At 37.7% G+C, this 23,310-nt stretch carries 22 protein-coding genes and 1 tRNA gene; 12 read left to right on the top strand and 11 right to left on the bottom strand.

The window, feature by feature from the left end; translation table 11 throughout:
- Window positions 1-79: 79 nt before the first annotated feature.
- Together AOB46_RS03860 and AOB46_RS03855 are read right to left on the bottom strand one after the other, a co-directional pair.
- A complete protein-coding gene (locus tag AOB46_RS03860; protein ID WP_062696705.1) occupies window positions 80-697 on the bottom strand; it encodes a hypothetical protein in 618 nt (205 codons plus the stop codon).
- A gap of 27 nt (window positions 698-724) precedes the next feature.
- Window positions 725-1,024 carry a rhodanese-like domain-containing protein gene (locus AOB46_RS03855; RefSeq protein WP_062696704.1) on the bottom strand — a complete coding sequence of 100 codons (300 nt, stop codon included), beginning with the start codon at window positions 1,022-1,024 and terminating at the stop codon, window positions 725-727.
- A 342-nt stretch (window positions 1,025-1,366) separates the two neighbouring features.
- Here AOB46_RS03855 and queG point away from each other — a divergent pair, with 342 nt between their 5' ends.
- The 6 genes from queG to AOB46_RS03825 all read left to right on the top strand — a co-directional run bounded on the left by queG (window position 1,367) and on the right by AOB46_RS03825 (window position 9,639).
- Window positions 1,367-2,311, top strand: a complete 945-nt coding sequence (gene queG / locus AOB46_RS03850; RefSeq protein WP_062696805.1) for a tRNA epoxyqueuosine(34) reductase QueG — start codon at window positions 1,367-1,369, stop codon at window positions 2,309-2,311.
- Between the two features lie 359 nt (window positions 2,312-2,670).
- Window positions 2,671-3,348: a TIGR02117 family protein gene (locus AOB46_RS03845; RefSeq protein ID WP_410470258.1), complete on the top strand. Its 678-nt coding sequence runs from the start codon at window positions 2,671-2,673 to the stop codon at window positions 3,346-3,348.
- A 268-nt stretch (window positions 3,349-3,616) separates the two neighbouring features.
- Complete coding sequence (locus tag AOB46_RS03840) at window positions 3,617-3,913, top strand: hypothetical protein (RefSeq protein ID WP_131724314.1); 297 nt, start codon at window positions 3,617-3,619, stop codon at window positions 3,911-3,913.
- An 85-nt stretch (window positions 3,914-3,998) separates the two neighbouring features.
- On the top strand, window positions 3,999-5,060 hold the full coding sequence (locus AOB46_RS03835) for an efflux RND transporter periplasmic adaptor subunit (RefSeq protein ID WP_241489155.1): 1,062 nt from the start codon (window positions 3,999-4,001) through the stop codon (window positions 5,058-5,060).
- A 24-nt stretch (window positions 5,061-5,084) separates the two neighbouring features.
- Window positions 5,085-8,207: an efflux RND transporter permease subunit gene (locus AOB46_RS03830; RefSeq protein ID WP_062696700.1), complete on the top strand. Its 3,123-nt coding sequence runs from the start codon at window positions 5,085-5,087 to the stop codon at window positions 8,205-8,207.
- Complete coding sequence (locus tag AOB46_RS03825) at window positions 8,188-9,639, top strand: efflux transporter outer membrane subunit (protein WP_062696699.1); 1,452 nt, start codon at window positions 8,188-8,190, stop codon at window positions 9,637-9,639. Before AOB46_RS03830 ends, AOB46_RS03825 begins: the two co-directional genes overlap by 20 nt.
- Window positions 9,640-9,743: 104 nt before the next feature.
- Here the strand turns inward: AOB46_RS03825 and AOB46_RS03820 are convergent, their stop codons facing one another.
- Entirely contained in the window at window positions 9,744-10,172 is a 429-nt protein-coding gene (locus AOB46_RS03820) for a cold shock domain-containing protein (RefSeq protein WP_062696698.1), read from the bottom strand.
- Between the two features lie 808 nt (window positions 10,173-10,980).
- Between AOB46_RS03820 and AOB46_RS03815 the strand changes: the two genes are divergently transcribed.
- From AOB46_RS03815 to AOB46_RS03800, 4 genes are all read left to right on the top strand, one after another.
- The gene (locus tag AOB46_RS03815; protein ID WP_062696697.1) at window positions 10,981-11,736 is read left to right on the top strand and encodes an SDR family oxidoreductase; all 756 of its coding nucleotides are present in this window, start codon (window positions 10,981-10,983) and stop codon (window positions 11,734-11,736) included.
- Between the two features lie 122 nt (window positions 11,737-11,858).
- Window positions 11,859-12,251, top strand: coding sequence for a DoxX family protein (locus AOB46_RS03810; protein WP_062696696.1), 393 nt, complete (start codon window positions 11,859-11,861; stop codon window positions 12,249-12,251).
- Window positions 12,252-12,331: 80 nt separating this feature from the next.
- Window positions 12,332-13,405, top strand: coding sequence for a sensor histidine kinase (locus AOB46_RS03805; protein WP_062696695.1), 1,074 nt, complete (start codon window positions 12,332-12,334; stop codon window positions 13,403-13,405).
- A complete protein-coding gene (locus tag AOB46_RS03800; protein ID WP_062696694.1) occupies window positions 13,386-14,090 on the top strand; it encodes a LytR/AlgR family response regulator transcription factor in 705 nt (234 codons plus the stop codon). The genes AOB46_RS03805 and AOB46_RS03800 overlap by 20 nt, the downstream gene beginning before the upstream one ends.
- 510 nt (window positions 14,091-14,600) lie before the next feature.
- On the opposite strand, the gene lgt is transcribed toward AOB46_RS03800, so the two are convergent.
- Window positions 14,601-15,437, bottom strand: a complete 837-nt coding sequence (gene lgt / locus AOB46_RS03795) for a prolipoprotein diacylglyceryl transferase (protein WP_062696693.1) — start codon at window positions 15,435-15,437, stop codon at window positions 14,601-14,603.
- A 333-nt stretch (window positions 15,438-15,770) separates the two neighbouring features.
- On the opposite strand from lgt, the gene AOB46_RS03790 reads away from it, so the two are divergent.
- The gene (locus AOB46_RS03790; RefSeq protein WP_062696692.1) at window positions 15,771-16,466 is read left to right on the top strand and encodes a VIT family protein; all 696 of its coding nucleotides are present in this window, start codon (window positions 15,771-15,773) and stop codon (window positions 16,464-16,466) included.
- Window positions 16,467-16,683: 217 nt separating this feature from the next.
- Here AOB46_RS03790 and traM read toward each other — a convergent pair whose 3' ends face one another.
- The 7 genes from traM to AOB46_RS03760 all read right to left on the bottom strand — a co-directional run bounded on the left by traM (window position 16,684) and on the right by AOB46_RS03760 (window position 21,814).
- Window positions 16,684-17,121 (bottom strand): conjugative transposon protein TraM, encoded by a 438-nt coding sequence (gene traM, locus AOB46_RS03785; protein ID WP_048508076.1) that lies wholly within the window; start codon window positions 17,119-17,121, stop codon window positions 16,684-16,686.
- Between the two features lie 113 nt (window positions 17,122-17,234).
- Window positions 17,235-17,414 carry a hypothetical protein gene (locus AOB46_RS23185; RefSeq protein ID WP_131724313.1) on the bottom strand — a complete coding sequence of 60 codons (180 nt, stop codon included), beginning with the start codon at window positions 17,412-17,414 and terminating at the stop codon, window positions 17,235-17,237.
- Between the two features lie 78 nt (window positions 17,415-17,492).
- The gene (dcm, locus tag AOB46_RS03780; RefSeq protein ID WP_048508074.1) at window positions 17,493-18,785 is read right to left on the bottom strand and encodes a DNA (cytosine-5-)-methyltransferase; all 1,293 of its coding nucleotides are present in this window, start codon (window positions 18,783-18,785) and stop codon (window positions 17,493-17,495) included.
- Window positions 18,782-19,588 (bottom strand): hypothetical protein, encoded by an 807-nt coding sequence (locus tag AOB46_RS03775; RefSeq protein ID WP_048508073.1) that lies wholly within the window; start codon window positions 19,586-19,588, stop codon window positions 18,782-18,784. The genes dcm and AOB46_RS03775 overlap by 4 nt, the downstream gene beginning before the upstream one ends.
- 1 nt (window position 19,589) lies before the next feature.
- The gene (locus AOB46_RS03770) at window positions 19,590-20,777 is read right to left on the bottom strand and encodes a hypothetical protein (RefSeq protein WP_048508072.1); all 1,188 of its coding nucleotides are present in this window, start codon (window positions 20,775-20,777) and stop codon (window positions 19,590-19,592) included.
- A 122-nt stretch (window positions 20,778-20,899) separates the two neighbouring features.
- Window positions 20,900-20,979: transfer RNA gene (locus tag AOB46_RS03765), tRNA-Leu, on the bottom strand.
- 67 nt (window positions 20,980-21,046) lie between these two features.
- Window positions 21,047-21,814 carry an MBL fold metallo-hydrolase gene (locus AOB46_RS03760; protein WP_062696691.1) on the bottom strand — a complete coding sequence of 256 codons (768 nt, stop codon included), beginning with the start codon at window positions 21,812-21,814 and terminating at the stop codon, window positions 21,047-21,049.
- A 54-nt stretch (window positions 21,815-21,868) separates the two neighbouring features.
- On the opposite strand from AOB46_RS03760, the gene AOB46_RS03755 reads away from it, so the two are divergent.
- A complete protein-coding gene (locus AOB46_RS03755; RefSeq protein ID WP_062696690.1) occupies window positions 21,869-23,296 on the top strand; it encodes a hypothetical protein in 1,428 nt (475 codons plus the stop codon).
- Window positions 23,297-23,310: the final 14 nt, after the last annotated feature.

Genomic DNA, 23,310 nt, shown 5'->3' with positions numbered 1-23,310 from the left:
GTTCACACTAATTTACAATAAAAATAGTTCTGATTCCTGATCCTGCTATAATAAAGATTACCCGGCAAAAACTTTAAAATTAAAGCATCTGAAGTTCAGCTTTTATATTCTCTATAGCCTGAGCTTCATACAGGTTTTTGAATTCTTCTGTTTTAAAAATTTGGTCGAGCTTCAGGAAATGTTTCAACACTTTCTTTCGTCCGGGTTGATAGAGAAAATCAGGATAGATGGAGTATTCTTTACGGATTTTCCGGCTGTAACTGAAATAGGTTTCCGGATCTTTTCCCAAAACCGAAAGATCAGCATCCAGAAGATAGTTGGTATCATGATCATTCGATTTCTGATGGGTTTTTGTTGAAAGAATCTGATCTTTAACTTTTAAAATTCGGCCTGGGGAGAGCCCCAGTTGTTCAAGCCGTGGTACAGCGTATGCTGCGCTTTTTTCTTCATTGGACTTTGAAGAAGCATCATAAATAACATCATGATAGAATACGGAAAAAAGGACCTCATCAAAACCGGAGATTTTATTTCTTACGGCAGTCAGTTCATGAATCATATTTTCAAGATGAAGAAGATTATGATAATATCTGCCTTTTTCAGAATACTGAGTTTCAATTTCCCGCCACAGCGAACTGATAAGGTTCTCATCTTTTGTAAATGAAAGACAAAGCTGTTCAAATATTTTTTTCAGGTCCATGGCTTAGTAAGATAAAAAAAGGAACTTTTAAAAAGTTCCCTGATTTGCGTCCAATACAGCTTTCAGCTCAGCCCAGCCTCCGCCGTTATAACCGTCTTTCAAGCCCTGGCTGTTAAGATATTCCAATGCTTTTCCGCTTCTGTTTCCACTTCTGCAGAATAAGATCACCGGCTTTTCAATTGATAAGATTTCTTCTTTTCTATCTTCTACTTCACCAAGAGGAATATTTTTTGCCCCTTCAATATTCCCGTCCATTTCAAGTTCCATGGGTTCACGAACATCGATCAGCTCATAATTTCCTGATTGTATTACTTCTATTAAAGACATAACTGTTTAATTTTAATTATTAAAAATAAGAACGAAAATACGCAATTTTTTCTGAAAACTTTCTTCCACATTCAAATTTTGAAAAGCCTTACGGAAAAGCGGTTATGTTTCCGGCAGAGTATTTTTATGAAACAGCTTTAATAAAAACAAAAAACAGTTATCCTTCCGCTTTATTGAATAAGTAAAGTTGATGTTCTGCTTCTTAAAAATTCAAACGGCTAATCTAAAAAATTAATATCATCTATACATCATCTTCGCTTCCAAAAAGAAATCTGCACTCCCGTCAGCTTCTCCTTCAATCCAACATTGATAAAATAATCTTAATTTTGCAGAGTGGAAATCCTGAATACCGGTGCCGAAAAATACTCACAGCTGATTAAATCCAAAGCAGAACGTTTTGGATTTCAGAGTTGCGGTATTTCAAAAGCTGATTTCCTGGAAGAAGACGCCCCTAATCTTGAGAAATGGCTTAAAAATAATTTCCATGGCGAGATGAAATACATGGAGAATCATTTTGACAAAAGGTTAGATCCAAGGTTGCTGGTGGAAGGCTCCAGATCGGTAATCTCGCTTTCCTATAACTATTTCCCGGAAGAAAAAATCCCGGCACTGGAGAACTACAAAATCTCCAAATATGCTTATGCAGAAGACTATCATGAAGTGGTTAAAGAAATTCTTCGTGAAATGGTGGCAGAGCTTCAGGAAGAAATAGGGGAATTCGGATTCAGGGTTTTTGTAGATTCGGCACCCGTACTTGAAAGAAGCTGGGCCAGAAAATCGGGAATAGGCTGGGTAGGAAAAAATGCCAATCTGATCACCAAACAGAACGGCTCCTTTTACTTTCTGGCAGAAATTATCTGCGATCTTGAACTTGTTCCGGACCATGCGGTGACGGATCACTGCGGAACCTGCAGAAAATGTATTGATGCCTGTCCCACAGATGCCATTGTATCTGAAAAGATCATTGACGGAAGCCGCTGTATTTCCTATGCAACCATAGAGCTGAAGAATGAAATTCCTGATCATTTTAAAAATAAAATGGAAGACTGGATGTTCGGATGTGACATCTGTCAGGATGTATGCCCGTGGAACCGGTTCTCAGCACCTCATCAGCAGAACAGATTTACTCCCAATGAAGCCTTGAAAAACTTCAAAAAAGAAGAGTGGAAAGAAATTACTCAGGAAATATTCTCAGGCATCTTCAGAAAATCTCCCGTAAAAAGAACCAAATTTGCAGGTCTTAAGCGAAATATTGAGTTCCTGGAAAAATATTCGGGTAAAAATTAGTCTGGATTGCTGCGGACGCTCCCTCGTCTGGAATTTTGTGCTTCCAAAATATAAAAGGTTAATCGTCCATTCCTTAAGTTTTCAGTCTTAAAGAGGTTAGATTTAATACGGTAAAGAATCTTTTACAGCATCTTTCCCAAAAAGAAAAATTGACTTTCAGGAGACTAAGGTCCCACAGAAAATCAACGCTTTTTTTGTACTCTTTTAGGAGCTGTTTTTACTCTTATTTTAAATCTTTTTTGTGATTTAGTATTTTTACGCATATTTGTGAATATTTCGTAACTAAATATACTCATTTTTCCGATTAAAACAAATACTTTTACGGAAAATTACAGATTAAATTTTATTAAAACATGACTGTGAAAATGATAGTAATGTATATCCTGAAAACCGTAGGCGTAATTTTGGGAATTGTAATTCTATATATTGCATTAGGTCTTGCACTCCCGTTCATATCCGTTTCTGCCAAAGATGACGGACAGGAAAAGGTGATTCCCATCTATATTTATACCAACGGAGTGCACACTGACATTGTGATGCCTGTAAAAAATGATCTTCAGGACTGGAGCCGGAAAATTCCCTTTGACAATATAAAATCCAAAAAAACAGATTACAGCTATATTGGAGTAGGATGGGGAGATAAAGGATTTTATCTGGATACACCAACCTGGGCCGACCTTAAATTCTCAACAGCCGTGAAAGCCGCTTTCTGGATGAGTGAATCAGCCATGCACTGTACCTATTACAGAACCATGAAAGAAGGGGATGACTGCAAAATGATCATGATCAGCAGAAATCAGTACAAAAATCTGGTGAAGTTTGTGGAAGATAAGTTCGACAGGGATCAGAACGGAAATTTTATCCTGATTCCTACCAATGCAGTTTATGATGATCATGATGCGTTCTATGATGCCAAGGGAACGTACAGCTTCCTGTATACCTGCAATACCTGGTCAAACGATGCCCTGAAAGCAGCCGGACAGAAAGCAGCGCTGTGGACACCTACCGATTTTGGAATTTTCCAACAGTATAAATAAAGGTTTAATGTACAAAGTTCTCAGCTGAAATTACCAAAATGTAAAGCTGTTGTGGTTAAAAGGCTTTTCCCTGGACATATAAATAAGGCTTTTAAATATCCCCCAAAGCTCTTTTCTGGCAAAACCCTGATTGTTTAAGTTTTTTTAACATTTAAAAGGCCATAAACCTCATCTGAAATCCATAATTTTGCGAAACTATTGTTTTTACTGAAAAACTAAGTATTCTTTTGACATGGCAGGTCTGAGGTCATTTATCTTTTTTTATTTCATGTTGGTTTTTACCCTTTTCAATTCGAAATGGGCAGAAAAATCATTGCCGAATGTTCCCTGTGTACCTCAGATAGGTAATGTTCATATTCTCGATTTCTACGAAGAAACAGACATGAACACGCATGCCGTGTCTACAGTTTCAAAAATTGTAAAAAATGCAGCCCGTAAAATTGAGGAAGCATCCGGAGACTTTTCTGTAATTGAAAAAATTACTTCAAAAATTACACTTCCGGATATTGCCGTTTCATCTATCTGTGGCGTAAAATCTTTTCTCCATCTCCTCCAGTTGTATTAGTTTAAGTTGTTGAAAACCAATTTATTTTAACGAATTTTTATAACTTAAACAATTTAAGATGTATTCTAAAAACGTAATAATTTGCATGCTTGCAATATTATTCGCTGTGTCATGCAGTAAAGGCACCCAAAAAAACAGAAATAAAGAAAAAGAAGTTCCCGTACTGGAAATCAAAGAAAAAGATACGCTTGTCAATAACCAGTTCGTAACCGATATTCAGGCTAAGAAAAATGTGGATATCCGCTCCAGAATTGGCGGGATTATTCAGCATATTTATGTCAACGAGGGCCAGTTTGTTCACCAGGGGCAGCCCCTATTCAAGATCAACGATGCTGAACTGCAGATGGATCTGCTGAAAGCCGATGCCGCTCTGAAGCAGGCTGATGCCGATGTACGCATTGCAGAAGTAGAGCTGAAACAGATCCAGAGCCTTCATGCCAAGAAATTTGTGGCCAATAATGAGCTGGAAATGGTCAAGGCCAGGCTTTCATCAGCCAAAGCAAAATATGCCTACGCTGATGCCGAACGAAGAACTGTTTTACAAAAGATCAGCTTTACAAAAATTACGGCCCCTTTTGACGGGGTGATTGATGTAATCCCCCACAAAGACGGAAGTCTCGTGGAAAACGGTACCCTGCTCACCACACTTTCACAGCTGAACGAAGTGTATGCTTATTTTTCCATCCCCGAGAATCTCTATTTTGAACTTTTGGCGAATGATAAGATCGGAAACCACCAGAAAATTGAGCTTACCCTTCCTAACGGAGTCAATTATCAGTTTAATGGAGCATTAAAAACAGCCGAAGGGGAAATCGACAGAACTACAGGTTCCATCCGGTATAAAGTACTCTTCCCAAACCCGGACCGCCTCATCAAGCATGGTACTTCAGGGAAGCTTATTATTTCCGAACAGCAGGATAATGCCATCCTGATTCCGCAGAAATCAACATTTTCTATCCAGGACAAAACCTATGTATTTGTCGTAGATAAGCAGAATAAAGTAAAAATGACGAGTATTAAGATCGGAACCACTTTAAGAGATTCTTATATGGTGGAAAGCGGCCTTAAAAAAGGAGATGTAATCATTTATGAAGGAACACAGTCTTTAAAAGACGGAGAAGTCATCAAAATCAAAAAGAAATATTAACCTTCATCTTTAAATCAACTTACCATGGTAGAAATGTTTATAAGACGAAAGGTTCTTTCGTTGGTTATTTCCATTGTATTCGTACTGCTGGGAATTATGGCATTGATGAAGATGCCTATTACACAGTTTCCTGATATTGTACCTCCTTCTGTAACGGTAACCGCAAAATATACAGGAGCCAATGCCGAAGTATCGGCCAATGCGGTGGCGCTTCCTTTAGAACGGGCCATCAACGGGGTTCCCGGAATGACGTATATGTCAACAGTAACCTCCAATGACGGGCTTACCCTGATTCAGGTTTTCTTTGAAGTGGGAACAGATCCCGATGTGGCGGCAGTAAACGTCCAGAACAGGGTGACCACCATCCTTGATGAACTTCCGGAAGAAGTAATCCGGGCGGGAGTGACTACGGAAAAAGAGGTAAACAGTATGCTGATGTACCTTAATATTACCAGTACAGATCCCAGCCAGGATGAACAGTTCATCTATAATTTTACGGATATAAACATCCTTCAGGAGCTGAAACGTATTGATGGGGTAGGACGTGCGGAAATTATGGGACAGAAAGAATACTCTATGAGAGTGTGGCTGGATCCGCAGAAGATGGCTGCTTATAATATCTCGGCAGATGAAGTAATCGGTTCCTTACAGAAACAGAATATTTCGGCAGCTCCGGGAAAAGTAGGGGAAACCTCCGGGAAAACTTCAAGCCAGCTGCAGTATGTAATTAAATATAAGGGGAAATTCTTTGAACCCAAACAATACGAAGAAGTTCCGATCCGGTCTGATGTCAACGGAACGATTCTTAAGCTTAAAGATATTGCAAAAGTAGAGTTCGGGGCTATGAACTACGGAATGGTTTCCAAAACAGACGGAAGACCTTCGGCCTCTATTATGATGAAGCAGCGCCCGGGTTCTAATGCCTCTGAAGTCATTGAAAGCGTAAAAGCCAAAATGGAAGAACTGAAAGGGACTTCTTTCCCTCCCGGTATGGAATACAATATGGCTTATGATGTTTCCCGATTTCTGGATGCCTCCATCAGTGCAGTACTGATTACCCTTATCGAAGCGTTTATTCTGGTGGGAATTGTAGTGTTTATTTTCCTTCAGGACTGGCGTTCCACTTTGATTCCTGTTCTTGCGGTACCTGTTGCGCTGGTAGGAACCTTTGCTTTTATGAGTATGCTGGATTTCTCGGTAAATCTATTAACCTTATTTGCTCTCGTTCTTGCAATCGGGATTGTGGTGGATAACGCAATTGTAGTTGTTGAAGCAGTTCACGTGAAGATGGAGGAAGGAATGATGCCCCTGGAAGCCACAATCAGCGCAACCAAAGAGATTGCAGGAGCAGTAGTGGCTATTACCATTGTGATGTCGGCAGTATTTATTCCGGTAGCATTTCTGGATGGTCCGGTAGGAGTTTTTTACCGCCAGTTCTCCCTGACATTGGCAATAAGTATCGTCATCTCGGGGGTAAATGCATTAACCCTTACTCCTGCGCTATGTGCCATTATTCTAAAACCTCATCAACATGATAAAAAGAAAACAGTTATCGACAGGTTTTTCCGGAGCTTCAATAAAGGTTTTGAAAAACTGACAGACCGCTATGTAGGAATCCTTTCAAAATTTGCCACCCGCACAGTGGTTACTTTTGGGCTCCTGTTTTTATTTATCTTTCTGACAGGAGTTACCAGCAGGTTCCTCCCAACCGGATTTATCCCGATGGAAGATCAGGGAATGGTATATGTAAGTGTTACCACCCCACAGGGGGCTACGGTTGAAAGAACTGAAAAGGTTCTGGATGAAGTAACGGGTATTGCCAAAAAAATTGAAGGGGTAGAAAACGTAACAACCCTTGCCGGATACAGTATTGTAACGGAAATTGCGGGATCTTCCTACGGAATGGCAATGATCAACCTTAAAGACTGGAAAGAAAGGAATATCTCTGTGAATGACCTCATCGCAGAACTCTCTGATAAGACAAAAGGCATTGCTGATGCCCAGATTGAGATCTTCGCGCCGCCTACGGTTCCGGGATTCGGAAATACAAGTGGTTTTGAACTTCGTTTACTGGACAGAACCGGAGGAACAATTGAAAATACGGATAAAATCACCAAAGATTTTGTCAAAAAACTGAATGAAGCCCCTGAGCTGCAGAATAATTTCACCAGTTTTGATGCTACTTTCCCGCAGTACATGATCAATATGGATTATGATATGGCGGCAAAAAAAGGGATTTCGGTAGACAATGCAATGTCCACTTTACAGACAATGCTGGGATCCTATTATGCCACCAACTTTATTCGCTTCAGCCAGATGTATAAGGTAATGGTGCAGGCAAGTCCTGAACACAGGGATACCCCGGAAAGTATCCTGAATTTGTATCTTAAAAATGACAAAGGTGAAATGGTACCTTTCTCTACCTTCATTACCATTGAAAAAGTATACGGACCGGAAGTCCTGACGAGGTATAATATGTATATGTCAGCAATGATCAACGGAGAACCTGCGGACGGATACAGCTCCGGGGATGCTATTGCAGCCGTTGAAAGAGTAGCCAAGGAAACACTTCCGAGAGGTTTTGATATTGAATGGTCCGGGATGACGCGAGAAGAGATCCTTTCCGGTAACCAGACGGTTTATATCTTCCTGATCTGTCTTTTATTCGTATACCTTCTGCTGGCTGCACAGTATGAAAGCTTTCTGCTTCCGATGCCGGTGCTTTTAAGCCTTCCGACAGGTATTTTCGGATCTTACATTGCGTTGGTGCTGACAGGGCTGGATAACAATATCTACGCACAGGTTGCTCTTGTCATGCTGATCGGGCTGCTTGCTAAAAATGCCATTCTGATTGTGGAATTTGCTGTAGCCAGAAACAAAGAAGGCTACGATATTATTCCTGCTGCTATTGAAGGAGCCAGACAGCGTTTACGCCCGATCCTGATGACTTCCTTTGCCTTTGTGGCAGGACTTATTCCGTTGTGCATTGCTTCAGGTGCCGGTGCAGTCGGAAACCGTTCCATCGGTACGGCAGCGGCAGGCGGGATGCTTATTGGAACTATTTTCGGGCTGGTAGTCATTCCGGGACTGTATATATTCTTTGCGAAACTTGAAAATAAGAAGAAAGATGAAAAGATTAAAGCATAAATCTATAGTATATGGAATCGCAGCTTTAGGGCTCACCTCGTGTGCCGTCCCGAATGTTGCTGATATTAAAAAAGCCCGAACGCTGCCGGATGAAGCAGTCCGGACTGAAAATAATACAGATGCGGATAAGTTTCAGCAGATCAACCTGAAGGCTTATTTTACAGATCCCCAGCTGCAGGAACTTTTCGAAAAAGTGATGGAAGCCAACCCTGATTTTCAGATTGCACAGCAGAGGGTGGAAATTGCCAACAGCTTTCTCCGCAGATCCAAAATGGATCTTCTTCCTTCTCTTGAAATAGGAGCAGCTGCTTCAGGGGACCGCTACGGAAAATATACGATGGAAGGGGTTGGGAATTATGACACAAACCTTTCCCCTAATATTACGGAAGATCAGAAAATCAACCGTGACTTCACCCCCAATTACTGGCTGGGAGCAAGAAGCAGCTGGGAAATTGATGCGTGGGGTAAGCTTAAAAATAAAAAACTGTCTGCCCAGAAGAAGTTTATGGCCTCTACAGAAGGCTTAAGACTGCTTCAGGTAGAGCTGTTTACCGATATTGCTAACCTTTATTATCAGTTGGTTGCCCTGGATAACCGGCTGGCGATTTATCAGAAGAACTATAACCTTCAGCAGAGGGCTTTTGAGATCGTCCTGGCTCAGAGGGAAGTAGGAAAAGCAACAGAACTGGCGGTACAGCAGTTCAAAGCACAGAATAACAACTGGCTTGCTGAGATTGAACATATTAAAGTAGAGATCGTTACAGTAGAACAGGCGATTACAACGCTGACAGGAAGTTATGGCGGTGGTGTGAAAAGAGGAAAAACCTTAATGCCAACCAATATGGAAATCCTGAATAAAGACATCAATATAGAAGCTGTGATTCATTCAAGACCCGACGTAGCTGCAAATTATTATGTGCTGGAAGCTTCCCAGGCTGATGCCAAAGCAGCAAGGGCAGCCTTTTATCCTAAAATAGATCTGGGAGCAAGCTTCGGACTGAATGCTTTTTCTGCCGGTACATTCTTCAAACCCGCATCACTGGCGGGACAGTTGTTGGGCGGGCTGATGGTTCCTGTTTTTAATAAAGGCCAGCTGAAACATGAATTTAATGTGGCCGGCAAAGAGCAGGAGATCGCTTTTCTAAATTATCAGAAGAGCATTACCACAGCATTTAATGAACTGCAGTCGATCCTGAAGCAGACTAAGATCTATGAAAAGGTTTTGCAGCTGAAGGCTGAAGAAGTAGGATTTCTGGATCGTGGGGTAGAGGTTTCCAACGATCTGTATCTGACAGGTTATGCGAATTATTTTGAACTGATTAATTCTCAGAAAAGCAAACTGACTGCTGAGCTGGACCTGCTTCAGTTTCAGCATCAGAATACCAGAAATAACGTTCTGCTGTTTAAAGCACTGGGCGGGAAGCTGGACTAATTTTTACTTTTTTTTACGATGCATGAAGCCACCTGAAAAGGTGGCTTCTGTAGTATATTAAAAACGGATTCGCCTGAAAAGGCTGCCTGCTTTTTGTTAAGAAATTATTTGACAATCTGAATGTCAACGGCAGAAAATCCTTTTGGAGATTTTTCCTTTTCAAAAGAAACTTTGTTTCCTTTTTTTACCGGTTCTGTACAGCTGTTATTGTGAAAAAAGATGTTTTCTTTCGTTTTATCTTCAGTAATAAAACCGTAACCTTTTTCACTGTGGAATGTAATGATTCCCGTTTTACGGGGATCTTCTTCAATGATAGGAGCAGCACCAAGCTGAATCTCATCAAGGTTCACCTCCTGTCTTCCTTCAGGGGGGGTAGAGGTAAGTCTTCCGAACTCATCTACATACATAAATACATCTTCAAGCTCTTTACCTTTGTTGTTGTTCGTTTTACGTTCTTCGCGTCTTAGCGCTTTTTCTTTTTGTTTTTGAATTTTTTTCTTAAAATTTTCTTTTTTAGAAAAAGAGTCTGCCATAAATTATTTTTAGTATTTAGTTTCTGGTTAATATGGGGTGTTACGGTCTGTCTGAACGTTGTTCATAATGTCATCAGCTTTGTGTTCTGTTTTTGTATATACTGTCTGAACCCTTGGCTTATCCGGTATCAGTACTCTGAAATCCTATCATTAATACAAGAATCAAAAGCTAAAAATGAGCCGCTGAAAAAGCAAAAACTGAAAGAAAAAAAGAAATATTCTAAACTAAAACAGAAAGCGAGGACAGTTTCCTGCTTACTAATCTGTACAAAGGTACGAATAATAAAATGAATGGCACTGTTTTAAATATTTGATTATCAAAAATATATTTTCTGAATAAAATAGGCTCCATCAGTATAGAGGTGTTTTTTCAGTAAATCATGTCCTTAAAAAGTCAGAGCGTCATCCGAAGCATGTTAAATTTTACACCTCATCCCAATATAAAAAATCCCCAGCAAGCTGAGGATTGTGGAAAATAATATATTATAAAAATGAAGTGGTGTTTGTTATAATATGCTTTTTTAGCATCAAATGTTATGCCTAAAGTTCACAAATACCTGAGTTTTATTCCTGTGTTCAGCCTGGGAATATAGTGTTTTTGTAGTGTTTTATTACTGTATCTTTCTGTGATTTAATGGGATATGTATGAGTTTTTTAATTTCAAAAAATTGTGAATATTTTTATTTTAATACACTTTTACAGCTACGATATCAAAGAGTTTATCACAGGCTGCAGTTTCCGAAAGATTCACCATGATAGATTTATTTTCATTATCCATCTTTGCTCCAGTAACATAAAACAATATACAATGTCAACACAAGATGTTAAAGGAAAGGTAGTATTAATTGCCGGAGGAGGTAAAAACTTAGGAGGGCTGCTAAGCAGGGATTTTGCAGCAAAAGGAGCGAAGCTGGCTATTCATTATAACAGTGAAAGCTCCAGAGCAGAAAGTGAGAAGACTTTGGCAGAAGCTCAGGCTTTAGGGGCTGAAGCATTTCTATTTCAGGGAGATCTTACGCAGGTGGACAATATCGCAAAATTCTTTGATGAAACGGTATCCAGGTTCGGGGGAATAGATATTGCGATCAATACAGTAGGAATGGTGCTTAAAAAGCCGTTTGCAGAAACTACTGAGGCTGAATATGATACCATGTTCAATGTTAATTCAAAATCAGCCTATTTCTTTTTGCAGGAAGCAGGGAAAAAGCTGAATAACAACGGAAAGATCTGTACGATTGTTACTTCACTGCTGGCAGCTTATACAGGATTATATTCTACGTATGCAGGAGCAAAGGCTCCGGTAGAGCATTTTACAAGAGCTGCATCTAAAGAATTCGGAAATAGGGGAATCTCAGTAACAGCAGTTGCTCCGGGACCAATGGATACCCCGTTTTTCTATGGGCAGGAAACAGACGATGCTGTAGCCTATCATAAATCAGCTTCAGCATTAGGAGGGCTTACCGATATTAAGGATATTGCCCCTCTGGTTGAATTTCTGGTAACAGACGGATGGTGGATCACCGGCCAGACTATTTTTGCCAACGGCGGCTATACAACCAGATAGTTATTTTTTGAAATAATGAATGATGGATAACTGAATGTTCGGTTATCCATTTTTATATCTATTTATCAGTTGTTGATATACACTGTTGGTCAGTTTTTTCATGATTTTTCTAAATTGGTTTCATGAAAAAGTATTTCTTTCTCCGGTGTGGCCTTTCAGTTATTCTGCTGATGCACAGTGCTGTTTCTATTTTCAGCGGTGATGTTAATAATTTTGGGCTTCTTTTTTTAGACACCATTGGTTTCAGTCCGTTTGGGCTGTATCTGGCATGGATGATAAAGCTTGTTCATCTGGCTTCTGTCGCTTTAATCTGGATAGATTCATTCATCAGGCCTGTAGCCATCTGTAACATACTGATCTTTATTTTTGGAATTTATTATGTTCACTGGCAGAACGGCTGGTTTGTTGTAGGAGGGGGAACCAACGGAATTGAATTCAACGTGCTTCTTATATGCAGTTTTTTACAGCTGATGTTTTCCGAATATCCGGCTCAAAAGAAAAGCCGTCGTTCATAGACGCATAAGTTTTTTTGATAGATATTCTATTTTTATTTTTCATTGAAAGATAGTATTTTGCATTATAAATCATCACGGATTTGGAACCCGACAGAAAATCAAAAGTATATGTCCATCTGCTTTTTTGGATCCTGTATTATATTCTGGAAGTATACCTTGATTTCTATTGGTCAAGGTATCAGTTTCCCGGTTTGGATTGGCAGATAAGACTTCAGAACACAGTGGTTCTGGAGCTGGGGTATCTTTTGGTTAAGGTGCCGCTGGCGTATTCACTGCTTTATTTATATGAAAAGATAGGGTTGAACAGGTTTTTGAAGCTGTTTCTGTATATTCCTATCATCGTTCTGGCTGTACTTGCTCACAGACTTTTTACCCATTATATTATTTATCCTCATATTTACGGAGCGGTTGAAACACTGGATGGGAAAATACCGTCGGGATTTATCAACGGATTGGTTGCTTTCAATTCATTTATGGATCTTATTTTTATGGTAGGTCTGGTTTTCGGGGTTGAAATTACAAGACAGAAGAACCTTCTTAAAGAACAGCTATCTCAGCTGAAAACGGAAAAACTGGATCAGGAGCTGAGTATGCTGAAGGCCCAGATCAACCCTCATTTCTTATTCAATACCCTTAATAACATCTACGGAATGGCCCTTAAAAAGGCGGATGGAACTCCTGAAGTTATCTTACAGCTTTCCAAAGTGATGAGGTATAATATTTATGAAGCAGCCAAAAAATCCATTTCTATTGAAAAAGAAATAGAAAATATCCGTGACTTTATCCAGATCCAGCAGATCAGGCATTATGATCTTGAAGTCAGTTTTCATGAAAATATAGACCGTCCGCTACAGGAAGTTTCTCCGCTTATCCTGATACAGTTTGTTGAAAATGCTTTTAAGCATGGTGTTTCGGAGAGTATAGGGCAGAAATTTATTCATATTGATATTCAGCTGAAAGACGGGATCTTCCGTTACCGTATTGAAAATTCAAAAGAGGAAAAGCCCCATGGCAATTCCACTAAAATAGGTCTGAAAAATATACGCAGACAGCTCGAACTGCTTTATCCAAAACATATTCTGACTGTTGAAGATAAAAAAAACCATTACATTGTACATTTAACCATTGATCTGAATGACACATCCGGCCACTAAAAAATACAGCTGCATCATCGTTGAAGATGAGCCTATTGCCTCTGATATTCTTGAAAGCTTCGTGAATAAAGACGAAGAACTCCATCTTGTAGAAAAATGCGCAGATGCTGTACATGCAGGAACTCTGCTGGGAAAACAGCCTGTTGACCTGATGTTCCTTGATCTGCACCTTCCGGTTGTAAAAGGTTTTGATCTTCTGAAAAACCTGAAAGATCCACCCCTTGTGATCGTTACAACGGCCTATCATCAATATGCGGTGGAAGGTTATGAACTTGATATTGTAGATTATCTGATGAAACCTGTTCCTTATGACAGATTCGTGAAAGCAGTTGAAAAGTTCAAGTACCTGATAAGTGCTGAAGAAGCTCTTCTGGAAGCAGCAGACCGCGATCATATTTTTATCAGCAGCGGAAAAAAACAGATCAAAATCATTCTGAATGATATATTTTACATTGAAAGCTTACGGGAGTATATCCATATTCATACAAAAAACGGAACGGTTACCGTAAAAATGCCGCTCAGCAGGATAGAAGAAAGCCTTGACCCGAAAATGTTCGTCCGTATTCACAAATCTTACATCATATCTAAGTCTAAAGTAGAAGTGAAAGCTTCCTCCATGATACAGGTAAATGGTAAAAAACTGCCGGTAGGAAGAACATATAAACCTTTTGTTGATTTTAAATAACCCCAGCCGGAATCAGAATTTATGATTTACGGAGGTTTGAAGCTGGGAGCTGGAAGAGGGAAGTTATGAAGGCCAACAATAATAAATGTTGATCTCTTTTTATTTTTTTAAGGTAATCCGATTTTACAGCGGCTTTTGATACCTATAACTAAAAGTAACTCCCAGCCTCCTGCTTCCATCTTCCATTCTTTAAATCTCAACTTTCTTAACCCGGGCTTAGATTAAATAAGATATTGATGAAATTTTTTTGAGGCTAATGAATTTGGTAGATGGCTGAGATCAATTGATAGATACTTTTTTCAAAGTTTATACAGAACATCTAAATTTGATACCAGAAACAGAAACACCTTTGACCAGCAATAATTAGAAAATATGAATGTGGAGAGTTAGTATTCGACTGATGAATACATTGGCTTAATGACTGTAAGTTCTTAAGCCATTTTTTAAAAGTTATAACAGAAACCTCCGGAATATGTCATTCCGGAGGCTTTTTTGTATATGCATAATGGATTATGGAGTCTTCGTTTCGTTTTTATTCAGGATGCTTCTGATGATAAAAAACAGTCCGAGAAGGATGAAAGGAATACTCAGAAGCTGCCCCATATTCAGGCTCATTCCCTGTTCGAAGCTTACCTGATCTACTTTAACAAATTCAATCAGCAGACGCATGACAAAGATTAAAAGTGAGCTTATTCCGAAATAGAATCCTTTTCCCACCCTGAAGATTCCTTTCTTATAAATGAAATAAACCAAAAGGAAAATCACAAAATAAGAGATGGCTTCGTAAAGCTGGGCGGGATGTCTGGGAATATCATCTACTCTCCGGAAAATAAATGCCCACGGAGCGTTGGAAGGGGTTCCGATAATTTCAGAATTCATCAGGTTGGCCAGTCTGATAAAGACCCCCGCTAAAGGTGTTGCTATAGCAATAATATCCAGAACTTTCATGAACGGAATGGAAAACTTTCGGGCATAAAGCAGGAGCATGATGATCAGTCCGATTCCTCCGCCATGGCTGGCCAGCCCGGCATATCCTACAAAAGTGTAAGCTCCGTCCGGTCCTTTCTGGATAGGCAGGATAATTTCAAGGGGATGCTGGGAATAATAATCGAAATCATAAAACAGGCAGTGCCCTAATCTTGCTCCTACGAGAATACCGATGACTGCATAAGAAAAAAGAGCTTCATGAGCCTGATTGCTTAATTTCTCCTCCTTATAAATCTTTTTTAAGATCATATAGCACAAAACAAGCCCGGCGAAGAATAGTAAACCATAATATTTAAGAGGAAATCCAAATATATTGATGATCTCGGGATCTACATCCCAGTTAATGTACAGTAAATTCATTGATAATGATTGTTGAAATTTCAGGCAAAGATAGAAAGATATTTTTGCGCAGGGATTCTGAAGGAATATGAATATTTATAAGAAAAGTACTATAAAGCTACTTTTAAACTGTTAAATAGTCGGGTCTGATTATGAAAAAAGACAGGATTTAACTCCGGTTATTTATGATGAATAGTTCGGGGGCTGAATTGAACCACTGATTGACCTTTTTAAGAGCAGGTCAAAGCTATACTTCTGAACAGATGAGGCTTTATCCGTAGTAAACAGTATCCTAATTTATATTGATTCCGGAAGAATCATTTCTTATTTTTGATAAGATAAATAATACTTCTTATGTATCACCAGCTAGAAAAACATTATGTTAACAGGGTAGGGTGGCTTCGGGCTGCCGTTTTAGGAGCCAATGACGGACTTTTATCTACAACCAGCATTGTGATTGGTGTAGCGGCTGCCGGGCCTGAAAGAAATACCATTATTCTGGCTGCTTTAGCCGGAATGATTGCCGGGGCAATGTCTATGGCTGCCGGGGAATATGTATCGGTAAGTTCGCAGGAAGATACGGAAAAAGCAGATCTTTACAGGGAAAGAAAAGAGCTGGAAGAGATGCCTGAAATCGAGCTTAAAGAACTGGCAAAGATTTATGAAAAAAGAGGTGTCAGTAAAGAAACAGCAATGAAAGTCGCTATGGAGCTTACTGAACATAATGCTCTGGAAGCCCATGCCAGAGATGAATTGGGAATCAACGAGATTACCAAAGCACAGCCGCTGCATGCCGCAGGAGCTTCCTTTATTTCTTTTGCCGTAGGGGCTTTACTCCCCTTTATCGTTTCACTTCTGGCTCCCATTAAGCAGATGGTCTATTTCCAGTATGGATTTTCTATTGTTTTCCTGATGCTTCTCGGAGCCGTTTCAGCCAAAACCGGAGGAGCAAGAATAGCTCCCGCAGTGCTGAGGATTTGCTTCTGGGGAACTGTAGCCATGGGAATTACAGCATTAGTAGGACATTTCTTTGGGGTAAGTGTATCGTGATTGAGTTGTCAGATTAAGTATTGACTAATTCACTTTATTCAAATAAATTCAAAAAATCAACTTAATAATTTTTTGAATAATCTATTTTGATGACAATTTTTCAGTCGTCACTTCCTCAGACTACTCGTTTTTTCAAAACGCTTGTCATTCGTTGCTCCTTTGTTCAAAATTTACTTTTATAATCAAAAGCCCGGTATATTATAATACCGGGCTTATATTAATTATATATCATTAGAATAGCGTTAGTACCACTATTTTGAATTTCAATTGGCTTCTTAGAATTAGGCATTCTTCCATTAAGACCAAATCCTTCTATTCCATTTTCTGAATATACTTTTATTTTAGCAGGATAAACTTTACCATCAATTTTGACAGTACTAACATCAACATAAAGTCGTCCGTCTTGTTCTCTGGCTATTCCAGATAGGATTTGACCTTTTTTTGTGGATACACCAGCAATTGAAGTGGGTTCGGAGAGTATAAATGTTAAAGTACTTCCACTTTGAATTTTTCCGCTGGTTAATAGTTGTGCTTTTATTTGCTTATCTGGCAAGTTGTTTGAGGAAATTTCGGCTTTACTTTCCGGTTTTAAAGATGTTTGAGCTGATACTGAAAATGCTATAATTAGAGATATAGCCATTATTATTTTTTTCATATTAAAGTGATTTTAATTTTGTAAAAATAGAATATTATTCGAAAAGAGTATGAATTTTTGACTACAAATAAAGTTCATTTATCTATTAAATATCTAATCTTGATGACCGTAGCCTAATTCCTCATTTTATCCCAAAATGCCATAAATAATTCAGTAGGTGAACTTTTTCTACTAGTCCAGTCAGCAACAATCTTTATTGCAGTTTCTAAATCTTCAAGATATGCCATTCGTCCATCGCTACCTCTTATTCCTTTCTCATCTTTACTCCACAATTTATGATAATCTTTTTTCAAATAAAATAACCTCAGAATAGATCTGAGGTTATATTTTTATGAGTTTTCAGTTTTTCTCAGGTTAAACGATGACTATATTTAAGAGTTGGCTTCAAGTTCTTGAGCAGGTATATTAACCTTCTCTTCTTCACCAGGAATAAGATTTGATGCTATAAATCTAATTATATCTACATTTACAGCATTTCCTAAAGCTTTAAAGCATGATGCTTTAGTTTCAGGCAATAAAATATTATTTGGAATTGACTGCAAAAATTTTGCCTCTTCAACAGCGATGTATCTTCTTTCTCTACCAACAATAGGTATTTGAGTTGTTACGGTTACTAATGATGGGAAAAAATCAGTTTTTTTAATTCTTATTCCTGATCCTCTGAATTGGATATAATAATTCCAAATATTTTTCTCTTCTTCACCACAATTCCATTCAAATTTTTGCCAACTTTCATTATTAAGAGCCCTAATTCTTGGTAGTACTGCATCTATTTGCTCTTTATAGTCATTATAAAATTGTCTATTTCTAAGGATATAATTTTTCTTCCAAGAAGGCATTACACCTTTTTGTTTTTTTATATAATTTGGTAAACACTTATATACCTCTTCTTTGGTTTTACCATTAATGTCTATACCAAAAACACCTTTATACTTTTTTAAATCTTTTAGAGTCATTTTATTGATATCAATATCGAGAGGATAATTTGCGCCAAACTCCATACTCCAAAGTGGGGTTATTGGCTTTACTCCTTCCGGGAGAATATCTAAAAAATCTTGCCAGATATTTAAAACATTTTCTTTTTCCCTTTCAATAGGAACAAATGTTTCAGTAAAGTTTATATTGTTGATATCTGGTGTTGCATTGTTATTTTCAGGCCATTTAAAATGTTCCAGCCCCTCTTTACTCCCTACAATAAAAATTCTTTCTCTATGTTGCGGAATTCCAAAATTATGGGGTGAAAGAATTTTTTTGTCTACGTGATATCCTAATTTTATTAGTTCACTATAAATAAATGCCCATGTTTTCCCATCATCATGTTTTTCTAGGTTTCTTACATTTTCTAATATAAAGTATCCGGGCTTTTTTATAGATAAAATTTCTATTACTTTATTAATTAATTTTCCTCTATCATCAAAAACGCCTAATTGCCTTCCAGCTTTTGAAAATGCTTGACATGGAAATCCAGCACACAAAATATCATGATCAGGAATACTGTTAAGATCTACCTTAGTAATATCAGAATCTGGTCTAATGAAATAATTATTATTGTATAGAGCATTAAGTTCTGTATTTATTTCACAAGCATAAACGCATTCATGCCCTAAACTTTCTAACGCAACATGAAAACAGCCAAGCCCTGAGAAAAGATCTATAAATCTCATATTCCACTACTAATTTTTGTTCTACACCATTCTAACACTTCAGTCCTTAAGTCTGCATCCACCTCTTTTTTATATAAATAATTAAAAATTCTTATTCTATCTATTAACATGCCAAAAGTTGAAGAATTCTTGTGCCAATTCTTTTCATCTACAAAATCAACTGTAGAAATAGATTGAATAATATTTTCTGGATACCAAAGTATATAATTTGTCCATCTATTTAAAGCTATAGGTTTTTTTTGTTTCCAATGTTTACCTGCTGCACATTGTAAAAGTATATATAGATTCCCTGGTCTATTATCTTCGAATAATTTATAGCCAACAACGTCAACTCCATCATCTTTATAGCTACTATCGGCAGGCATTAGACGATTTTCATGACAAATAGTAGATATGTCATTTAAATATTCATTAAAACCTTTATCAGCAGGGAAACCTAATGTATATATACTTCCATTAAGAAAATTTTTTAATGCTTCGCCAGATATTTTTTCAAATAACTTTGTGCCACCAGAATAATCATTTGCACCGCAAAATGAATAATATAAACAGAGAAAATACTCTGGGATCTCATCCCAAGATTTTTGAGGTATTATTCTATTATTATCAATAATATATGGAGATTCATTATATATTGTTACTCTATTTCCTATTTCACTTAACCAAGCATCCACCTCAGATTCATTTTCATTTCCTGATAATCTATATATCAAAGACTTTGATAATGGTTGGTTTGTTAATAACGAGTTTAATTCAAGCCATTCAATTTCTTTTCCTGGTTTAAAATCTATATACTGAGACATACTAAGTTAGATTTGATTTGAGAACTTCGATTAATTCTTTTAGATCGTCAACTTGCGAAAGAATTTGGTCATCACTTTTATACTTATATGCAAACTGTAAGCAACTACTCAGTGTTTTATTAGCTTCTAATAATTTTTTCAATAAGAATTCCCTCTCTCCATTTGTTCTTTCAAATGCACCATCTAAATCATCTTCTTTAAGTAAGTATTTTACTGCATCTTCATATTGAACAATATGACTTAATTTATTAGTGATTTGACGAGAATCAGTTAGTACCTTTTTACGATTTTTTTTATCATTACCATAAATCCAAGTTAAAATATTTTCTAGATTTGATAACTTCTCGACAGGTACTAAATCTTCATTAAAATCAACTTCAGAATATCTTTTTACACCAATATAGTTTCTAATTGTAGGCGAATTATAAGCAACAGTTAAAAGTGAAAAACGATTAATAATTGGTTTTAGATCGAAATCATTTAAGTCTTCTTTTGCTTGCAAAAATAATTTATATGTTACATATTGCTTCTTTATTATATCACTTCTATCTCCAATTACTTCTTGTACCTTTTTTACTGCTTCATTTACATTTATCCCTTTATTGGTTTCTGTTGTAATAAATTCAGCAATATATGACGCTTTTGCAAAAGCCTCCCATTTAAGTGCTCCTAAAATATGTCTTACTCCTAAGTAAGTAGAAACATCTTCTCTATTTTCGTATATAATGCAAGGGATTTGCTTTATATCATTAATTACATTTTCATTTGTGGTAGTTGGATAGCTTTTTTCAATATTTAATGATTTTCTGATACTGTTATCAGTTAATAATTTAATTGTTGAAATCCTTCTATTGCCTTCTACAACTGTAAAATCAATTTTTCCCTCACTAATTAGACTTTGGATATATGCTGCATTTTGATCAGAGTCTTCTAAATATTTAAAATCTTCAGGTTTTTTATTAGGAACAATAATTATTGGTTCCTCATCAAAATAACCATTTTCAGTTAAAGACATTGCAATCTCCTCAGTATCAAAATAATCATAGAGAGTTTTTATTAAGTCTAATTGAGTTGCTGTCTCCTTATCTGTAAGATAGGGAACTAGGCGTGGATTCAAATTATCCAAGTTAATAATAGATACATCAATATCTAATTGAGGTTTTCGTTTTCCTTTGCCCGCAAAATCCATAATAATGTTATTTATACAAAAATAGTAAATTCAAATTGAACTAGCTTATTTATTTTAGTCCCCTTTTTGATCCCCTAAAAAGTAAAAACCTCTGAAAATCAAATGATTTCAGAGGTTTTTTGTACCCAGGACCGGGATCGAACCGGTACTCCTAAGAACTGGTGTTTGAGACCAGCGCGTCTACCAATTCCGCCACCTGGGCTGCTGTAAATCGGTGTGCAAATATAGAAACTTTTTTTAATGTCCGAAAGCTTTTTAGAGGAAAATTTTTAAAATTCAATTTCCAGTCCGTCGTAGGCAAGGTGCATTCCGGATGGAAGCTGCTTATCTTCAACGTCATGCAGTCCGAGGTGATGGCTGATGTGGGTTAAAAATAATTTTTTAGGCTTCAGCTCCTCAAATAGATTAATAACGTCCGGAAGGATAAAATGGGCAGGATGCGGGTCAAATTTTCTGATGCAGTTCAGAATCAGCACGTCCAGATTCTTTAATTTTTCCTTCTCGATTTCAGAAATAAAGCCGGCATCTGTAATATAAGCCAGATTTTTAAATTTATATCCGAAGGCGGTAATTTTATAATGAATCACCTCAACAGGTGTGATTTCCGTATCCAGAACATGGAAAGGCTGGTTTTCAATTTCGTGGAGCTCAAATGCAGGTGCGCCGGGGTATCTTACATCAGCAAATGCGTAAGGAAAACGGTTTTTGATTTCATGGGCCACTCTTGGGTAGCAGTAAAGGGGCACATCTTTTCCGCTTTTGAAGATCAACGGACGCATATCATCAAGCCCGATCACATGGTCATTATGCTCATGAGTAATCAGGGCAATATCCACATGGCTTTCATGGTTGATCAGCATCTGCTGCCTGAAATCCGGACCGCAGTCGATCAGGATTTTCTTACTTTCTTCTGTAGTGACTATCACAGAAGAGCGGAAACGTTGATCTTTGGGATTTTTGGAAGTGCATACTTCGCAGGTACAGCCTATGACGGGCACACCCTGTGAAGTTCCGGTTCCTAAAAATTTCAACTTCATTTTCTTTTGAGGTTGGTTTAATTTTGGTAAATTTACGAAAAATTTGACGTCCTAATGTATCAGAAATTAACTCCTAAGCAAAAAGCATTAACAATTAATCTAGATCCTAGTATTTATGGTACTTTCGCAGAAATTGGAGCAGGGCAGGAGACCGTTCGCCATTTTTTTAGAGCAGGAGGAGCTTCCGGTACAATTGCTAAAGCGATGTCTGCTTACGACAAAGATTTTAGTGATGCGATCTACGGAAAAGAGGTAAAAAACAGGTATGTTACCCAGAACAGACTTCGTAAAATGCTTCGCTATGAAGTAGCACTAATTGAAGAACGTATTTCAAGAGAAAACAATCCCAACAGAAAGTTTTTTTCCTATGCCAATACGGTAACGACGATCAATTTCGATAAAACGATTAAAGGACACGGCTGGGTGGGAATCCGTTTTCAGGTAAAAGAAAATGAAGACTACAACGAAATCGTGATCCATGTGAAATTCAAGGAAAATGATGCCACATTACAACAGGAGACTTTAGGAAATCTTGGAGTAAACCTTATTTTCGGCGCTTTCAATTATTTTGATAATCCAAGAACCCTGATTGAATCTTTATACGATGATATCGCAAAAGATAATCTGGAAATTGACATGATCGATTTTAATGGTCCTGCGTTTGCCTATGTAGATAACAGGCTCATGTCTCTGCAGCTCGTTAAAAACGGAATGACAGATGCGGTGATCTTCAACTCCCAGGGGAATAATATGCTTCCGGCAGACGTGCTGTACAAGAAAAACATATTTGCGGTACGGGGAAGTTTCAGACCTGTTACAAAAGTAAATATCGACATGCTTCAGAACGGTCTGGATATGTTTCTGAAAGATGCTACCTGTACCCATGAAGAAACGGAAGTACTCATCGAAATTACCATTTCGAACCTTAGGGCAGACGGAGATATTGACGAACGGGATTTCTTGGATAGAGTAGATATTCTCGGTAAATTAGGATATACCGTTATCATTTCCAACTTCTCAGAATATTACAGACTGATTGATTACTTTGCATCATATACTACCGGAGATATTGGCGTTGCGATGGGCGTAAACAACCTGTTGATGGTATTTGATGAAAAATATTATAAAGATATGTCAGGCGGAATCCTGGAAGCTTTCGGAAAATTCTTCCGAAACGGAATGAGAGTATATCTGTATCCGTATAAAGATCCTGAAACCCATGAACTGCTTGATGCATCCAACCTTAAAGTAGAAGAAAACTTAAAAGAACTCTATAAATATTTCAAACATAATAACCGTATCGTAGATATTACCAACTACAATCCGGAATTTTTAGAGATCTATTCAAGAGAGATATTAAGAAAAATTGCCTGCTGTGTCAAAGGATGGGAAAACCAGGTTCCGGATGGCGTGGCAGAAATGATAAAAGACCGTGGAATGTTCGGATACAAAGAAGAACTTTCCCTAAAACAATTCTCTTAAAAAACATCAATACA

The organism is Chryseobacterium indologenes (genome assembly GCF_001295265.1).
GTDB classification, from domain to species: domain Bacteria; phylum Bacteroidota; class Bacteroidia; order Flavobacteriales; family Weeksellaceae; genus Chryseobacterium; species Chryseobacterium indologenes_A.
The sequence above is the reverse complement of the archived record's forward strand: the minus strand, read 5'-3'. Positions and strand labels throughout refer to the sequence as shown.

Bases quoted from the DNA above. Each gene is read 5' to 3' on its own strand.
- AOB46_RS03855 (WP_062696704.1), bottom strand. From the start codon at position 1,024: ATGTCTTTAATAGAAGTAATACAATCAGGAAATTATGAGCTGATCGAT.
- dcm (WP_048508074.1), bottom strand. From the start codon at position 18,785: ATGAGATTTATAGATCTTTTCTCAGGGCTTGGCTGTTTTCATGTTGCG.
- AOB46_RS03860 (WP_062696705.1), bottom strand. From the start codon at position 697: ATGGACCTGAAAAAAATATTTGAACAGCTTTGTCTTTCATTTACAAAA.
- AOB46_RS03800 (WP_062696694.1), top strand. From the start codon at position 13,386: ATGACACATCCGGCCACTAAAAAATACAGCTGCATCATCGTTGAAGAT.
- AOB46_RS03810 (WP_062696696.1), top strand. From the start codon at position 11,859: ATGAAAAAGTATTTCTTTCTCCGGTGTGGCCTTTCAGTTATTCTGCTG.
- AOB46_RS03760 (WP_062696691.1), bottom strand. From the start codon at position 21,814: ATGAAGTTGAAATTTTTAGGAACCGGAACTTCACAGGGTGTGCCCGTC.
- AOB46_RS03835 (WP_241489155.1), top strand. From the start codon at position 3,999: ATGCTTGCAATATTATTCGCTGTGTCATGCAGTAAAGGCACCCAAAAA.
- AOB46_RS03775 (WP_048508073.1), bottom strand. From the start codon at position 19,588: ATGTCTCAGTATATAGATTTTAAACCAGGAAAAGAAATTGAATGGCTT.
- AOB46_RS03830 (WP_062696700.1), top strand. From the start codon at position 5,085: ATGGTAGAAATGTTTATAAGACGAAAGGTTCTTTCGTTGGTTATTTCC.
- AOB46_RS03790 (WP_062696692.1), top strand. From the start codon at position 15,771: ATGTATCACCAGCTAGAAAAACATTATGTTAACAGGGTAGGGTGGCTT.
- AOB46_RS03840 (WP_131724314.1), top strand. From the start codon at position 3,617: ATGTTGGTTTTTACCCTTTTCAATTCGAAATGGGCAGAAAAATCATTG.
- traM (WP_048508076.1), bottom strand. From the start codon at position 17,121: ATGAAAAAAATAATAATGGCTATATCTCTAATTATAGCATTTTCAGTA.
- AOB46_RS03815 (WP_062696697.1), top strand. From the start codon at position 10,981: ATGTCAACACAAGATGTTAAAGGAAAGGTAGTATTAATTGCCGGAGGA.
- AOB46_RS03820 (WP_062696698.1), bottom strand. From the start codon at position 10,172: ATGGCAGACTCTTTTTCTAAAAAAGAAAATTTTAAGAAAAAAATTCAA.
- AOB46_RS03755 (WP_062696690.1), top strand. From the start codon at position 21,869: ATGTATCAGAAATTAACTCCTAAGCAAAAAGCATTAACAATTAATCTA.
- lgt (WP_062696693.1), bottom strand. From the start codon at position 15,437: ATGAATTTACTGTACATTAACTGGGATGTAGATCCCGAGATCATCAAT.
- AOB46_RS03825 (WP_062696699.1), top strand. From the start codon at position 8,188: ATGAAAAGATTAAAGCATAAATCTATAGTATATGGAATCGCAGCTTTA.
- AOB46_RS03770 (WP_048508072.1), bottom strand. From the start codon at position 20,777: ATGGATTTTGCGGGCAAAGGAAAACGAAAACCTCAATTAGATATTGAT.